Below are 16781 nucleotides of genomic sequence, written 5' to 3'. Positions count from 1 at the left end.
TCCTTGAGCCTCCCGGGTCAAGGGTGAGGTGAGCGAGGTGCCCTCATGACCAGCGCGAGTCACCGCGGTGCACGTGCCCACGATGCGATCGGCGAAACGCCGGACCGGCGCACGTCCGCGGTGGGGCATGCGGGGGTGTTCCAGGACCTGCTGCCGCTCGCGCTGTGGGTGGTCGATGCCGACGGGCTCGTGGCGCAGTGGTCACTGGCCGCGCAGGACCTGCTCGGTCACACGCCGGAGCAGATGGTGGGCCAGGACGCCAGACGCCTGCTCGTGCCCGAGGAGAACCTGGAACTGGCCGACCGGCTGGGCCGGACCGTGCAGACGGGTGCCGCGGTGGTCGCACGGCTGCCCGTCCGGCATCGCGACGGGACCCTCATCGACATGGAGATGTGGCACTGCCCGATCGCGGACGCTCGGGGGCGTACGGGTGTGCTGGCCATCGCGGCGGAGACATCCGCCGTGGAACGGATGCGGGACGCGCTGGCCGCGCTGGAGGGCCTGTTCACGCAGTCCCCCATCGGCCTGGCCATGCTCGGCCCCGACCTGCGTTTCCTGCGGGTCAACGAGGCCCTGGCCCGGATCGACGGCGTCCCGGTGGCGGAGCACGTCGGCAGACGCGTGACCGAGATCGCCCCCGGCGCCGGCGCGCTGGAGTCGGTGATGCGGCAGGTCCTGGACCGGGGTGAGGCGGTGGTCGACTTCCGCTATACCTCCGGCGCGTCGGACCCGGAACGGACGCGGACGTGGTCCTGCTCCTACGCCCCCTTGCTCGGCGGGGCCGGCCGGCGGATGGGCGTGATCGCGTCGCTGATCGACATCACGGAGGGGCAGCGGGCCCATCTGGAGGCGGAGCGGGCACGGCGGCGTCTCGCGCTGCTGGCGGAGGCGGGCACGCAGATGGGGTCCACTTTGGATCTGACGCAGACGGCGCAGGAGGTGGTCCGCGTCCTGGTGCCCCGGCTGGCCGACTCCGCCGACGTCCAGCTGCTGGAGGAGGCGATCGCCCCGGACGAGACCGCCGCGTCGGCGCACGGCGTGGTCCGCCGCGCCGCGGCGGCCTTCACCGATCCGGCCGCACCGGCCGACCATCTCGCGGTCGGCATGACCATGCAGGTCCCGCCCGGCTCGGTGTACGAGCAGGTCATCAGCGCCGGGCGGCCCATGAACCTCTACCTGGGCGACATCGGCCCGCTGATTCCCACGCCCGGCGCCGAACGGCTGCGGGAGTACCTGTACGCCCGCGTGGGCGCGGCACGCCTGGTGCCGCTGGTGGCCCGGGGCACCGTGCTCGGCGCGGTGGTGGTGACCCGCACGCGCGGCCGGGAGCCGTTCGACGACCAGGACACCCTGTTGATCGACGAGCTGGTCGCCCGGGCCGCGCTGAACATCGACAACGCGCGCATGTACAGCCGCGAACGCGACGCGGCCCTCACTCTCCAGCGCAGCCTGATGAACACCGCCCTGCCCACCGTCAGCGGGCTGGAACTCACCGGTCGCTACCTCCCGGCCGGCGACCACGAGGTCGGCGGCGACTGGTTCGACGCCATCGCCCTGCCGGACGACCGGACCGCCCTGGTGATCGGCGATGTGATGGGGCACGGCATCCACGCCGCGGCGGTCATGGGCCAGCTGCGCACGGCGGTACGGACCCTGGCACGCCGGGACACCCCGCCCGACCAGGTGCTGCGCGCCCTGGACGCCGCGGTGGCCGATCTGGGCGACAACGAGATGGCCACCTGCCTGTACGCCGTTCACGATCCGGCCACCGGCCACTGTCTGATCGCCAGGGCGGGCCACCCGCCCCCCGTGTTCGCCGACGAGCGGGGCACGGTCGCTTTCCTGGACGGACCCACGGGACCGCCGCTCGGCGTGGGCCGGCAGGACCGCGATGTCCAGCGGGTGCCCTTGCCGCCGCACAGCCTCCTGGTGACGTACACCGACGGTCTGATCGAGGCCCGCGGCACGGACCTCGACCAGGGCATGCGCCGCCTGGCCCAGGCCCTGCGGCGCCCCGGCCGCCCTCTGGAGGAGCTCTGCGACGGCCTGCTGGCCCACGTCATGCCCGAAGCGGCGGACGACGACGTGGCGGTACTTCTCGCCCGCGCCCTGCCCCGGTGACCCCGGGCGTCGCACCGTCACGGGCAGCACCCGGCGGACCGTCCCGGCCGTGACGACGAAGCACTCGGTGCCCGCACGGCCGATACTGGAGTGAGCCACTGCACGACAGGCATGCGCAACGGCAGGGGCGCCCGGGCCGCCGCACCAGGGCGCCGCGAACGGCGCGAGATGGGTGGGCGATGCACAACACATCCCCTACGTCGCTCAGCGAGAGCCCGGACGATCCGTTCTCGGTGCACCGATCCGCGTCGGCCGTGCTGGACGGCCGCGGACGGGTCGTCGCCTGGAGCGAACAGGCCACCGCGCTCCTCGGGTACCGGGCGGACGAGGTGCTGGGCCGGCCGGTGCGCGAGGTTCTCGTCGACCGCGCGGACGACGCCGTCATCGGCGAGGCGACCGCCGCGTGTCTGCGGGAGCACGGCTGGTTCGGGCTGCTGCCGGTCCGCAATCGCGCGGGCCACCGCGTGTACGTGGGGTTCAGAGCCCGACGGGTCCAGCGACTGGACGCCACCGTCGAGTGGCTCCTCATCGGCTCGCTCGCCGAGGACATCGCCCAGTGGGAGATCGACCGCGCGGTGCTGGACGGCTTCTTCAGCCGGTCCCCCGTGGGCGTCGCCGTCCTCGGCCCCGACCTGCGCGTGGTGCGGGTGAACCGGGCGATCGCGCGGTTCGGCGGACTTCCGACCGAGGGGTACCGCGGGCGCCGCACCTCCGACTTCCTGCTCGGCCCGGACGCGGAACTGATCGAGCAGCGGCTCCGGCGGGTTCTGCGGACGGGCGAGCCCCTGATCTTCGCCGAGCAGCCCTGCCGGTTGCTGCGGGACCCCCAGAAGGAGCTGATCGTCTCGGTGTCCGCCTTCCGGATGCAGGACCCCTCCGGCAGGGTGCTGGGCGTCACCGAGATCGTCGAGGACGTCACCGACCGCCATCGGGCGCGTCGGCGGCTCGCGCTGCTCAACGAGGCCGGTGCCAGGATCGGGAGCACCCTGGACGTGGCCAGGACGGCGCGCGAGCTGGCCGAGGCGGCGGTTCCCGCGCTCGCCGACGCCCTCTCGGTGGATCTGCTGGAGCCCGTGACGCGTGGGGAGGAGCCGGCTCCCGAGGCCACCGGCCCGCTGCGCAGGATGGCGGTGCGCGGCGTCCGGCCCGAGGCCCTGCAGGTGATGTATCCCGAGGGCCATCTGTTCTCCTTCCCCGAGGACACCGCGCCGGCCCGCTGCCTGGCCGAGCGGCGTCCGGTCCTGGAACCCCTTCTGGAGGCCAACCGCGGATGGTTCTCGGTCGACCCTGCACGGGCCGAGAAGGCGCTCGCGCTGGGTGTCCACTCGCTGATGGTGGTGCCGCTGGCCGCACGCGGTGTGGTTCTCGGCCTGGTCTGCCTGTGGCGCTCGCAGCGGGCGGAGCCGTTCGAGGAGGACGACCTCACCCTGGCGGAGGAGTTCGCCGCCCGGGCCGCGGTCTGCATCGACAACGCCCGCCGCTACACCCAGCAGCACAACGCCGCCGAGGCCCTCCAGCGCAGCCTGCTGCCGAGCGAGGTGCCCGAGCATCCGGCGGTCGACACGGCGCACCACTACCTGCCCGCGCATGCCTCCACCGGTGTCGGCGGAGACTGGTTCGACGTCATCCCTCTGTCGGGACTGCGCGTCGCACTGGTCGTCGGCGATGTCGTCGGCCACGGCATGCACGCCTCGGCGACCATGGGCCGGCTGCGTGCCGCCGTGCACACGCTGGCCCATCTCGACCTGGCCCCGGACGAGGTCCTCGCCCGGCTCGACGACCTGGTGGACCACTTGGCCACCGAACAGCGGCAGGCCGACGGGAACACACCGCAGATCGTGGGCGCGACCTGCCTGTACGCGATCTACGATCCGGTCTCCCGGCACTGCGCCATGGCCCGCGCGGGGCACCCGCCGCCGACCGTGGTGGGGCCGGACGGCCGGGTGCGCCCGATCGACCTGCCCGCCGGACCACCGCTCGGTCTGGGCGGGCTGCCGTTCGAGACGGCCGAGCTCGAACTCGACGAGGGCAGCCTGATCGCCCTGTACAGCGACGGTCTCCTGCTGGCCGACAACCGCGACATCGACCAGGGGCTGGCACTGCTGCTCTCCGCGCTGGGCGGTCCGTTCCATTCACTGGAGCAGACCTGCAAGGCGGTGGAGGACGCGATGCTGCCCGACCGGCCCGCCGACGACGTCACGCTGCTGCTGGGCCGCACCCGGGTGCTGGCGGCGGAGAACGTGGCGACCTGGCAGCTGTCGGCGGAGCCCACCGCGGCCGGCCGGGCCCGGTCGCTGGTGCGGGATCGGCTGACCGAGTGGGGGCTGGAGGAGTTCGCGTTCACCACCGAACTGATCGTGAGCGAACTGGTCACCAACGCCTACCGGTACGCCGGCGGCCCGGTGCTGCTGCGGCTGATCCGCAACGGCCACCTCATCTGCGAGGTCTCCGACACCAGCAGCACCTCTCCCCATCTGCGCCAGGCCCGCGGCACCGACGAGGGCGGGCGTGGCCTGTTCCTGGTGGCCCAGCTGTCCGAGCGGTGGGGCACGCGCTACGGCCGCAACCGGAAGACCATCTGGGCCGAGCAGCCGCTGCCCGCGCATATGCGCAGGGCACACACTTGCGGTGGAAGTTAGGTAAGGCTTACCGTTCTCAATCGCACCACTTCAGGGCGTCGACCGCCACACCGGTCCGCCCGCGGCGAGCGCTTCACCGACGCAGCCTGGCCGTTCCTCCCCCAGTGCCCCAAGGGCCTGGGAGGTACCCCAGCCGGAACCCGCTCACAGGACCCGCCACTTGAATCACGTATCCTCCTCGGCCTTCGGTCTGTACGACCCTGCCCGCGACCACAGCGACTGCGGCGTCGGCTTCATCACCCGCCTCGACGGGACGCCGAGTCATGACGTCATCCGCAAGGGCGACGAAGCGCTCTGCGCCATCCCGCACCGTGGCGGCGCGTCCGCCGAGGGTGTCGGCGACGGCGCGGGCGTGAGCGTCGACCTGTCGGTGGAGTTCTTCTCCGCGATCACCGGCGAGAGCCTGCGGGCCGGGCACTTCGGTGTCGCCAACTGCTTCGTGCCGACCGACGCCGGGCGCCGCGACGGCGCCGTGGACCTGGTCGGCCGCAGCATCGCCGAGCAGGGCTTCGACGTCCTGCTGGTCCGCGACGTGCCCGTGGATCACACGGTGGCCCGGCCCGCGGCCGAGCAGTACCAACTGCCCATCGTGCAGTGGGTGTTCCGCGCCCCCGAGGGATGGGAGCGCGCCGACGTCGACGCCGCCGCCCACCGCGCCCTGCTCGCCGTCGAAGCCGTCGCCTACGCCGACGACACGTCGTACGCGGGGCTGTACCCGCTGTCGTTGAGCGCGCGCACGCAGGTACTCAAGGGCCGCCTCAACTCCGGTGAGGTCATCGGGTACTTCCGCGACCTGTGCGATCCGCGGCACTCCGTCAGGTCCCTGTACTTCCACACCCGGTTCTCCACGAACACCGAGCCGCACCCGACCATGGCGCAGCCGTTCCGCCTCATGGCGCACAACGGCGAGCTCAACACCGACCGCAAGAACCGCCTGTCCGACGAGGCGCTCGCGCGTGCCCGCACCCGGAGCATCGTGCGGCCGCCGGGACAGTCCGACTCCAGCCGGCTCGACCAGACCCTGCAGAGCCGGGTGTTCGACGACGGCCTGGACCTCGTCGAGGCGGTCGTCTCGCTCATGCCGCCCGCCTGGGAGAACGACCGCGCCCTGCCCGCCGCCGTCCGGGACATGCTGGAGTACTTCTCGCTGTACGAGGAGAAGAACGACGGTCCGGCCGCCGTGATCTTCAGCGACGGCGACGTCGTCGGCGCCCGCCTCGACCGGCTCGGCCTGCGTCCGCTGCGTACCGTCGAGACCGCCGAGTACCTGATGGTGGCGTCGGAGGCCGGGCAGGTCGCGTTCCCCGACGACGAGGTCGTGCACCGCAGCCGTATCGAGGCCGGCGGCATGCTCGTCGTCGACCACCGCACCGGCCGCCGGATGCGCACCCGCGAGGTGCTGGACGCCCTCGCCGCGCGTCGGCCGTACAGCGAACTGCTCGCCGCGGCCCGGGTGAACCTCGACGACCTGCCAGCCCCCGACTACTATCGCGGCACGACGACGCTCGGGTACGACGGTGACCTCACGCTCGCCGGGCGGTATGTGGCGTACTCGCTGAACCAGGAGAGCTTCCGGTTCATGCTCGACCCGATGCTCGCCGACGGCTCGGAACGCATCTCGGCGATGGGATACGGCAACGCCATCAACGCGCTCAGCGACACCGAGGGCGGTATGGCGAAGTACTTCTCGCAGCGCTTCGCCCAGGTGACGAACCCGCCGCTGGACAGCATCCGCGAGGCCGACGGCATGAGCATGCGGGTCGCCCTCGGGCCGAAGCCCGACGGGACCCACGAGACCAACGGGCGGCAGCTCGTCGTGTCGTCGCCCGTGCTCGGGCACCTCGACATGGTCCGGCTGCGGGATCAGCGGATCGTGCCGCTGGAGCGGTTCGGCATGCTCTACGAGCCGGTGGCCGGGGACGAGTGCGCCAACGCCGACGCGCTGCGGGCCGCGCTGGAGCGACTCTGCGACGACGTCGAGCGGTTCGCCGGCGAGGGGGGCGGCATCGCGCTCCTCACCGACCGGGCGGTCTCGTCGACGCGCGCGCCGCTGCCCGTGATCCTCGCCGTCGCGGCCGTGAACCAGCGGCTCATCGAGACGGGACTGCGGCTGCGCGTGTCGATCGTCGCCGAGAGCGGTCAGCTGGCCTCGTCCCACCATGTCGCCACCGCGCTCGGCTTCGGTGCCTCCGCCGTCTACAGCCTCAGCGCGCGGCTGCGCGCCGAGGAGAAGTACCCGAGTGCCGCCGCGCCCGCGGGCGAGATCACGGAGACCGACCGGGCGCTGGCCAAGTTCCGCAAGGCCGCCGAGAAGTCGCTCGCGAAGACCATGGGCCGGGTCGGGCTGTGCACCGCCGAGAGCTACATCGGCGGCGAGTTCTTCGAACCGAACTACCTCGACACCCGCGACGACATCTTCGCGCGGATCTTCCCGCACATGGATGCCCCGGTCGGTGGTGTCGGCTTCACCCGGATCGCGCAGGCCGCGACGGAGTGGCACGAGCGGGCTCGTACGGTCGAGAGCGACCAGCAGATCCCGCTGCTCGGACTGTTCAAGGAGCGGTCGGACGGGGCCGGGCACTCGTTCGGCGTCACGGCCGTGCGGGGCTTCGGCGACATGACCGAGGAGAAGCCCGAGTTCGGCAAGGACGGTGACCCCGACGCGCTGCGCCTGCTCACCCTCGGCCAGCTCGACGACGCCTTCGGCATCACCGACGCCGCCTACCGCAACACCGGCTACGACGCCCTCAGCGACGCCGAGATCGACGCGTTCCGGATCACGCCCGGGTACCGCGCCTTCCTGCGGACCACGCACGAGGAGCGCTCACGCCGACCGTCCGCGCTGCGTGATGTGCTCGCGCTGCCCGCGGATGTGACCGGGCTGCGTACGCCGGAGGACTTCGCGCGCGAGCTGGGCCGTTTCTCGACGGCCGGCAACGCGAGCGTGACGGTCCGCGGAGTCACCGTGTCCGTCGCGGACGGCTCCACCGTCCGGCTGGGCCTCAACGGAGGAAGAGCCGACCGCCACGCCGCCCTCGCCGACGGACTCGCCCTCGCGTATCCCGGTCAGGTCGAGACGGTGGAGGTGACCGAGGACGGCGTCACCGTCACGGCCACCGGCACCGCCGCCCGCCTCCTCACCCTCCTCGACCGCGCCCCCGACAGCGTTCCCCTCGACGAGGTCCAGCCCGCCCACGAGATCACCCGCTCGCTCGCCTCCGGCGCGATGAGCCACGGCGCGCTCGTGGCGACCGCGCACGAGGCCGTCGCGCACGGCACGAACATGGTCGGCGCGATGTCGAACAGCGGTGAGGGCGGCGAGCACCACACCCGGTACGGCACCATCCGCGGTTCCCGGATCAAGCAGTTCGCGTCGGGCCGGTTCGGCATCTGGGCGGGCTATCTCGCCGACCCGATGCTTCAGGAGCTGGAGATCAAGATCGGGCAGGGTGCCAAGCCCGGCGAGGGCGGTCAGCTGCCCGCGCCGAAGGTCACCGTCGACATCGCGGCGGCGCGTGGCGGCACCCCGGGCATCGAGCTCATCTCCCCTCCCCCGCACCACGACACGTACTCGATCGAGGACCTCGCGCAGCTCATCCACGACTGCAAGGCCGCCCGGGTACGGGTGATCGTGAAGCTGGTGTCCTCGGAGGGCATCGGCACCATCGCGGTCGGCGTCGCCAAGGCCGGCGCGGATGTCATCAACGTCGCCGGGAACACCGGCGGCACGGGTGCCGCGGCCGTCACGAGCCTGAAGTACGCGGGGCGTTCGGCGGAGATCGGCGTCGCCGAGGTGCACCAGGCGCTCGTCGCGAACGGGCTCCGCCAGAAGGTCGTACTCCGTTGTTCCGGCGCGCACCAGACCGGCGGCGACGTCGTCACCTCCGCTCTCCTCGGCGCCGACAGCTTCGAGTTCGGTACGACCGCGCTGATGATGCTCGGCTGCGTCATGGCGAAGAACTGCAACGTCAAGTGCCCGGCCGGGCTCACCACGAACCCCGAGGTCTTCGAGGGCGATCCGCGCGCGCTGGCGCAGTACCTGCTCAACATCGCGCACGACGTCCGGCAGATCCTCGCCCGCCTGGGTCTGCGGTCCCTGCGGGAGGCCCGGGGACGCACGGACCTGCTGCAACTCCTCGACCACCCGGCGAGCGTGGGGCGCCTCGACGTCCGTCGTCTGCTCGCGCGCGTGCCCGAGAAGGCCGTAGCGGACCCGGAGTACCTGGAGAAGGACTTCACCACCGACGACGCCCTCATCGAGCGCGTCAGGGAAGCGCTCCTCGACCGGCGCGAACCGTCCCTGCTCATCGACGGCATCCGCCTCGGCAACAGCGACAAGTCGGTCGGCGGTCAGCTCTCCATCGACGTCGAGCGGCTCCTCAACCACGAGATCGACCCCGTGGGCGCACCCGCCGTCACCTGCGACGACCGCGGCCGCCACCGCCTCGTCGACGACGCCGTCCGCATCCGCACCACCGGCTCCGCCGGACAGTCGTACGGCGTGTTCTGCAACGACGGCATCACCCTCGAACACACCGGCACCGCCAACGACGGCGTCGGCAAGAGCCAGAGCGGCGGGCGGATCGTCGTCCGCGCCCCGGGCGGCGGCAGCGCCGAGCGCGGTGGCAACGTGCTCGTCGGGAACTTCGCGCTGTTCGGCGCGACCGGCGGCCGGACGTTCGTGCAGGGTGAGGCCGGTGACCGGTTCGCCGTGCGGAACTCGGGCGCGACCGCGGTCGTCGAGGGCCTCGGCGACTTCGGCTGCGAGTACATGACCGGCGGCACCGTGCTCAACCTCGGCGGCTTCGGCAAGGGCCTGGGCAACGGCATGAGCGGCGGGTTCCTGTACCAGTACGACCCGTCGGGCGAAATCCGCGACCGGGTGAGCGCCGATTCACTCCTCGTCTTCCCGGTGACCGACACCGAGCACGGCGCCTTCCACGAGGCGGCCGTACGGCTGCTGCTGGCATGGCACCTGGAGGCGACCGGCTCCCCGCTCGCGGCACGGCTGCTGGAGGACTGGGAGGGCGAACGGCGGCACGTGTACTGCGGGATGCCCCGCGCGCTGCTGCTGTACCAGGACGCGACGGAAATCCTCGCCGCGGCGACCCGCAACGAACTCCTCGACGAGCTGGCGACCTCGATCGCCTCCGACAAGCTGCGCGCGTTCAAGGTCGACTACCGCGACCGGCGCACCGTGCTCGGTGGTCGTGCCCCGGCGTTCGGCGATCAGGGCAGCGACGACATGTTCTCGCTGCTGTCGTCGTACACGGTGCTCGGCGTCGCGCAGGACCTCGCGCTCAAGCGGGTGCCCGGGGCGAGTGGCCCGGACGATCCGCGCGTGGCGGAGGCCGTCCGCAACCTCGTCCTCACCGAGGACTTCTTCGTCAAGCAGCGGGTCGTGAAGTATCTGCGCGGCACGCTGGAGCGGTTCGACGACGGCGAGCTGGCCACGCTCATCGCGATCAAGCGCCTCGACGACTACAAGCACGCGCTCCGGCAACGGAACAACCTCAGCGTGGACGCGCCCGGAACCTACGGCTGGATCATGCACCAGAACACCAAGAACGCCGGCCGCGTCCGCGCCGCCCGGTTCGACGAGCTGCTGGCGACGGCGGCGCTCGACGACATCGCCGGACGCCTCAGCCACATGCCGCAGGCCCCGACCGAGACGGTGACCGCGTGACCCTCATGCCCCCGACCGGGTCCCTCATCCCGGCCGACGCGCCGTTCTCCGCCCAGCAGGAGGCCTGGCTCGCCGGGTTCATCGCCGGGATCGCCGCCGCCGGACGCCGGGACGGCGCGGCGCCGGACGCACCCGCCGCGACGATCGACGTCCTGTTCGGCACCCAGACCGGCAACGCCGAGTTCCTCGCCGGTGAGCTCGTCGCCGGGGCCCGTGCCCGCGGCCTCGGCTCCACCGCCACCGCGCTCGACGACGTCACGCCCGAGCGGCTCGCCGCGATGTCCCACGTCATCGTGGTGACCTCGACGTACGGCGAGGGCGAGATGCCCGACAACGCCGGGCTGTTCTGGGAGGCGCTCCAGGCCGAGACGGCGCCGAGGCTGGAGGGTCTGCGGTACGCGGTCCTCGGGCTCGGCGACCAGGGATACGACGACTTCTGCCAGGCCGCGAAGGTCATCGACACCCGCCTCGAGCAGCTCGGGGCGACCCGGCTGCACGAACGCGTCGACTGCGACGTGGACTTCGAGGAGCCCGCCGCGCAGTGGACGGCGGAGGTGCTGGAGCGTCTAGTCGCGGAGACCGGCGCGTCGGGAGGCGCCACGGAGGCAGCCCCGGCCGCCGTGCCGCAGCGCTCCCAGTGGAACAAGCGCAATCCGTACCGCTCCCGGCTCGCGGTGAACCGTCTGCTGTCCTCACCCCGCAGCGCGAAGGAGATCCGCCACTACGAGTTCGACCTCGGCGACAGCGGCATCACGTACGATGCGGGCGACGCGCTGGCCGTCGTACCGGTGAACGACCCGGCTCTCGTCGGGGAGTTGCTGAGGCACCTCGGTGCGGGCGGTGACGAGGAGGCCGCCGAGCTGCTGCGCACCGAGCGTGAGATCCGCACCCCGTCGAAGGAGCTGATCGCGGACCTCGTGGAACGGGCACCGGCGAGCGAACTCGCCTCGGTCGTCGCGCACGGCGACCGGTCCGACCTGGACTCCTGGCTCTGGGGCCGGGACGTGCTCGACCTGCTCCGGGACGCCGGTTCCGCCGCGCCGGGTCTCGCCGAACTCCTGCCGCTCCTACGGCCGTTGCAGGCACGCCAGTACTCGATCTCGTCGAGCCCGCTCGCCCACGCGGGCCGCGTCCACCTCACGGTCGCCTCGGTGCGGTACGGCGACCGGTACGGGGGCGTCGCGTCGACCTACCTCGCGGACCGCGTGGACTCGCCCGTGAGCGTCTTCGTGCAGCCGAACGCCTCCTTCGGTGTCCCGGCCGACGACGACGCCCCGATGATCATGATCGGCCCCGGCACGGGCATCGCCCCCTTCCGCGGCTTCCTGCACGAGCGGGCCGCGCGGGGCGCCACCGGCCGCAACTGGCTGTTCTTCGGCGACCAGCACCGCGAGACGGACTTCGTGTACGAGGACGAACTGGTCTCCTTGCGCGACCGGGGCGTACTCACCGAACTGGACCTGGCGTTCTCACGCGACCAGGCCGAGAAGATCTACGTGCAGACCCGGATGCGCGAACGATCCCGCGAGCTCTACGCCTGGCTGGAGGACGGCGCCCACCTCTACGTCTGCGGCGACGCCTCCCGTATGGCGAAGGACGTCGAGGCGGCCCTGCTGTCCGTCATCGCCGAGCAGCGCGGACGCGGTGACGATGACGCGGCGGAGTACCTGGCGGGCCTGCGGCGGGCGAAGCGCTACGTACGGGACGTGTACTGAGCATGACGGACCACGACGCCCATGGTCACTGCGCGTTCGAGGGGTGCTGCGGCAGACGGCGGAGCAGCGTGCGGCTGATCGACGCCCGGATGCCGGAGCTGGCGCGGTGCCTGACGCTCTTTCAGTACGTCCAGGCGGTCACCGGCGGTCCGGTCGCCCGGATCGACCAGGCCGGCAGTTACGCGGCCCCGAGCCTGCGCGGCGAGGCGTTCGCCGTGCACCCGGGCTCGATCGCGCTCCGCGTCGACGGCGACGGTGTCACCTCGGCCGTGGTCGCGAGGGACGAGGACACCGGCGCGGTCGCCCTGCGCCTGCTGGACCCGGACGGCCGGACCGTGCACCAGGGGCGGCTGCTCTCCGAGGGGGACCGGCTGCTCACCGGACTCGTGGGCACGCTCGACGCCGGGGTACCGGCCGCGAGGCCGTCCGCGGCGCCCGAGGTGCCGGCGTGGGAGAACGGCGACCAGCTCGCCCAACTCGACGCGATCCTCACGGACGGCGGGATCGCCCGGCGTGCGGCCTTCGACGGATACCGCGGCGAGCACCGGCCGATCGACGCCGGCGTGCTGCCCGCCGTACTCGACCACGTCTGCTCGGTCGGGCTGCCGATCGGGGTCGCGGTGTTCGCCCCGGCGGCGATGCAGGCGTGCGGCGGCCGGGTGCACGTCACCGACCGGACCGTCGGCGGGCGGGTGTTCGCGGCGATCGCCCAGAGCTCGGTGGAGATCGACCTCGCGGGCGTCCGGTCCTGCCACCTGGTCCGCTCCACGGCGGCACACGGCCCGACCTCGGCGCTCGAACTCGACGACGAGGACGGACGCTGCGTCGCGGTCATCACACAGTTCGGGATCGTCGGGGAGGACGTCCACGCGGCCTGGGAGCACCTCACGGCGTCGCTGCCTGCCGCATAGCCACAACAATTTGCGGATTCAGGTAAATACGGCTCGGAGAGCGGTCACATAAGCACTCCTTTAAGCTGCCAAAAGCAGTGATACGGGGCCAAAACAAGCCGTCCCCAGGCGATGCGCACAGCGTCGGGCCGCTCGTCCTCGCTGTGCCCGGACCGTCGTCCGCCGCCACTGGCCCTTGGTGACGGGCCTGCCGACGTGCACGGTGTGACGCGGCGGCCCTGTCCTGAGCAGAGGGTTTTCGGCCCGGGCTCCGCCGGGTTGCATCCTGCGCATCTTGTGAGGCCCTCTCGCCGGCAGCACGATCGGCCTCGCTCGCACAGAAGTCCGCTCCCGGAGCAGTCCACTTGAGGAGGCCCCTGTGCCGACCGACCGCATCAGCCTCAGCCCCGAGTCCGCTCGGCAACTCGCGACCACCACGAAGACGGCACCGCAGATGCGGGGTATCACCCCGCGTTATCTCCTGCGCGCTCTTCCGTGGGTCGATGTCGAATCGGGTGTGTACCGCGTCAACCGGCGCCGCACCTACGTCCTGGGCGACGACCGCATCAGCACGCACACCGACGGGGGAAGTCCCCGCGTCGTCCAGGGCGACTTACGTGAGATCCCGTACCTGCGCGAGACCGATGACGCGCTCCTCGGTCAACTGGCCGACGCCTTCACCGAGACGAGCTTCGAGGCGGGGCAGGTGCTCGTCCAGGAGGGCGACCCGGCCGAGCACCTGTGGGTGATCGTCCGGGGCCGCGCCGAGAAGCGCGCCGCCGGGCGGTACGGCGACGAGGCGCTGATCCAGGTCATCGGCGACGGGCAGTACTTCGACCTCGAGGCGTGGACCAAGGGCGAGCCCATGCCGTACGCCGTCAAGGCCGTCACTCCCGGCGTCGCCCTGCGCGCCGAGCGTTCCGCCCTCGCCGGGCTCATCGAGCGCGACGAGTCGCTGCGCGGGGCGGTGGAGTCGTACACGGCGGGCGGCATGCCCGCGCCCGGCACCGAGGCGCCCATCGACCTGAGCGGCGGTCATGTGGGCGAGGTCGACCTGCCGAGCACCTACGTCGACTACGAGGACGTGCCGCGCGAGTACCACATGACGCTGGCCCAGACGCGGATGATGGTGCACTCCCGCGTCGCCGACCTCTACAACGGACCGATGGACCAGACGCGGACCCAGGCCAACCTGACCGTCCAGGCCCTGCGCGAGCGGCAGGAGAACCTGATGCTCAACCACCCCGACTTCGGGCTCCTCCGCAGTGTCCCGGCCGGCCAGCGCGTGCAGGCGCGCACCGGCGCTCCGACCCCCGACGACCTCGACGAGTTGCTCGCGAGGGTGTGGAAGCAGCCCGCCTACTTCGTGGCGCACCCGAGGGCGATCGCCGCGTTCGGGCGCGAATGTACGCGGCGGGGGGTGCCGCCGGTGACGGACAGCCGGTTCGGCAGTCCGCTGCTGACCTGGCGGGGCGTGCCACTGCTGCCCTCCGACAAGGTGCCGTGTCCGGGCGGCTCGGGCGAGGCGGCCGGTACCACCGAGATCCTGCTGATCCGGGTCGGCGAGGCCGAGCAGGGCGTGGTGGGACTGCGCCCCGCGGCCGTGCCGGACGAGGTCGAACCCGGCCTGTCCATGCGGAACATGGGCATGGACCAGAAGGGCATCACGTCCTACCTGATGACGGCCTACTTCAACACCGCCGTGCTGGTGGACGACGCCATCGCCGTACTCCAGAACGTCGAGGTGTCCAAGTACCATGACTACGCCTGACGTCACGGCGTGGCCGACGCCGACCGATCCCTTGGCGCTCAGGCGCCAACCGGGCGGTTTCACCGCCGAGTCGGTGCGTCACGACTTCCCGGTCCTGCACCGGCCCGTCAACGGCCACCCCCTCATCTGGCTCGACAACGCCGCCACCACCCAGAAGCCGCGGCAGGTCATCGAGGCGCTCACCGCCTACTACGGCATCGCCAACTCGAACATCCACCGCGGGGCCCACACCATGGCGCGGGAGGCCACCGAGGCGTACGAAGCGGGCCGGGCCGCCGTCGCCGACTTCCTCGGCGCCCCGAGCCCGGACGGTGTCGTCTTCGTGCGCGGCACCACGGAGGCCGTCAACCTGGTCGCGCAGAGCTGGGGCCGGGCCAACCTCGGGCCCGGCGACGACATTCTGGTGCCGGTCCTCGAACACCACTCGGACATCGTGCCGTGGCAGATGATCGCCAAGGAGACGCGAGCCCGGCTCGTTCCGGTCCCGCTCACCGCGGACGGAGAGATCGACCAGAACGCGTACGCGGATCTCCTGTCCTCGCGCACCCGGCTCGTCGCGATCAGCCACGCCTCGAACGTCCTCGGCACCGTCCCGCCCGTCAAGGAGATGACGGCGCTCGCCCACCGCTACGGGGCCAAGGTCCTGGTGGACGGTGCCCAGGCCGTCGCTCATTTCCCCGTCGACGTACAGGACTTGAACGCCGACTTCTACGCGTTCTCCGGTCACAAGCTGTTCGCGCCGACCGGCATCGGGGTCCTGTACGCGAAGCCCGACCTCCTCGCCGGCATGGCGCCGTGGCAGGGCGGCGGCAACATGATCGAGTCCGTGGACTTCGGGCAGACCACGTTCGCGGCCGCCCCGCACAGGATGGAGGCCGGCACCGGACACATCTCCGGCGTCATCGGACTGCTCGCCGCCGTGAACTGGCTGACGTCCCTCGACCGCGAGGCCGTCGCGGCGTACGAGGAGGGTCTCCTGTCGTATGCGCGCGAGGCCCTTGCCACGGTGCCCGGGCTCCAGCTGATCGGTTCGGCGCCCGACCGGATCGCGGTGCTCACGTTCACGCTCGCGGGACAGGACCCGGCCTCCGTCGCCGACTGGCTCGACCGCGACGGAATCGCCATCCGCGCCGGTCACCACTGCGCCCAACCGGCCCTCGCCCACTACGGGTTGGAGTCGGCGGCGCGCGCGTCTCTCGCGCTCTACAACACGGCCGACGAGGTGGACCAACTCGTCGCGTCGCTGCACCGACTGCAACAGAGCCTTTGACGAAGGGAGTAAGGACCTGACCGGGGCCCGTGCGCCGCAAAGTGGCCGCACGGACCCCGGTTCCCCTGCGCAGTGCCACCGGTCGTGGCGCACGGACCGATCGGTTCCCCGAGGCGCGGGCCGCCGGGCTCACCAGGAGCCCGCGGCGGACTCGGGACCGTCGCGCAGGGCAGGGGGTGGGAGTGGTGCCGGGGGGCGCCGGGTGAGTCACCGGCCCGGCAGCATGCTCGCGGCAGCCACCCCGGCGAAGACCGCGGCGCGCCGACCGATGCCCGCCAGACCGGGCCCCGCGCCGATCACCGGCCCGGCCCCCCCCCCGGAGAGCCACGGCGATGCCGTTCGTTGAAGGCAACGGCGTTCACCGCGCCGCCGGCACTCCTCCAGAAGGGCGCCCGGTGCGCCATCCCACCAGTCAGGGCCGGGCGGCCACCTGGTCCAGACCGGCCTCCGCCGCCCGAGCAGCATCCCGCTCGCCCGGCAATGTCCCCTGGAGCAACTCTCACGCCCCCCTGTGGGTCCTCGGGCACACGGCCGCCGCGCTCGTGCCGTACTCCGGCTTCCTGCCGCCCATGCGTGTGGTCACCGGCATGGCGTACGTCGGTTTCCGGGCGCCGGCCTCGGTCGCCGAGGTCTCCGTCGTCCCCGCCGGCCCTCGTCGCCGCCCACCGCCAGGGCGTACTGGCCCCCGA

Annotated in this window: 7 protein-coding genes; all 7 read left to right on the top strand. The window is 72.1% G+C overall.

Annotation, left to right across the window (positions count from 1 at the left end):
• Nucleotides 1–45 precede the first annotated feature (45 nt).
• Nucleotides 46–2121, top strand: a complete 2076-nt coding sequence (locus ACIREI_RS02550; RefSeq protein ID WP_403326529.1) for a SpoIIE family protein phosphatase — start codon at nucleotides 46–48, stop codon at nucleotides 2119–2121.
• A 179-nt stretch (nucleotides 2122–2300) separates the two neighbouring features.
• A complete protein-coding gene (locus tag ACIREI_RS02545; RefSeq protein WP_403326526.1) occupies nucleotides 2301–4760 on the top strand; it encodes a SpoIIE family protein phosphatase in 2460 nt (819 codons plus the stop codon).
• 160 nt (nucleotides 4761–4920) lie between these two features.
• Nucleotides 4921–10446 carry a glutamate synthase-related protein gene (locus tag ACIREI_RS02540; RefSeq protein WP_403326523.1) on the top strand — a complete coding sequence of 1842 codons (5526 nt, stop codon included), beginning with the start codon at nucleotides 4921–4923 and terminating at the stop codon, nucleotides 10444–10446.
• Between the two features lie 5 nt (nucleotides 10447–10451).
• Complete coding sequence (locus ACIREI_RS02535) at nucleotides 10452–12161, top strand: sulfite reductase flavoprotein subunit alpha (RefSeq protein WP_403326875.1); 1710 nt, start codon at nucleotides 10452–10454, stop codon at nucleotides 12159–12161.
• A gap of 2 nt (nucleotides 12162–12163) precedes the next feature.
• Nucleotides 12164–13072, top strand: a complete 909-nt coding sequence (locus ACIREI_RS02530) for a hypothetical protein (RefSeq protein WP_403326521.1) — start codon at nucleotides 12164–12166, stop codon at nucleotides 13070–13072.
• 358 nt (nucleotides 13073–13430) lie between these two features.
• Nucleotides 13431–14822 carry a family 2B encapsulin nanocompartment shell protein gene (locus ACIREI_RS02525; RefSeq protein ID WP_403326518.1) on the top strand — a complete coding sequence of 464 codons (1392 nt, stop codon included), beginning with the start codon at nucleotides 13431–13433 and terminating at the stop codon, nucleotides 14820–14822.
• Nucleotides 14809–16092: a SufS family cysteine desulfurase gene (locus ACIREI_RS02520; protein WP_403326516.1), complete on the top strand. Its 1284-nt coding sequence runs from the start codon at nucleotides 14809–14811 to the stop codon at nucleotides 16090–16092. Before ACIREI_RS02525 ends, ACIREI_RS02520 begins: the two co-directional genes overlap by 14 nt.
• Nucleotides 16093–16781 lie beyond the last annotated feature (689 nt).

The sequence above is a fragment of the Streptomyces sp. NPDC093591 genome, from assembly GCF_044764885.1.
GTDB lineage: Bacteria > Actinomycetota > Actinomycetes > Streptomycetales > Streptomycetaceae > Streptomyces.
This window is presented reverse-complemented; position numbering and strand designations above follow the sequence as displayed.

What these genes read in the sequence shown, in the direction of transcription:
- ACIREI_RS02535 (WP_403326875.1), top strand. Translation starts at nt 10,452, where the DNA reads ATGCCCCCGACCGGGTCCCTCATCCCGGCCGACGCGCCGTTCTCCGCC.
- ACIREI_RS02545 (WP_403326526.1), top strand. Translation starts at nt 2,301, where the DNA reads ATGCACAACACATCCCCTACGTCGCTCAGCGAGAGCCCGGACGATCCG.
- ACIREI_RS02520 (WP_403326516.1), top strand. Translation starts at nt 14,809, where the DNA reads ATGACTACGCCTGACGTCACGGCGTGGCCGACGCCGACCGATCCCTTG.
- ACIREI_RS02530 (WP_403326521.1), top strand. Translation starts at nt 12,164, where the DNA reads ATGACGGACCACGACGCCCATGGTCACTGCGCGTTCGAGGGGTGCTGC.
- ACIREI_RS02550 (WP_403326529.1), top strand. Translation starts at nt 46, where the DNA reads ATGACCAGCGCGAGTCACCGCGGTGCACGTGCCCACGATGCGATCGGC.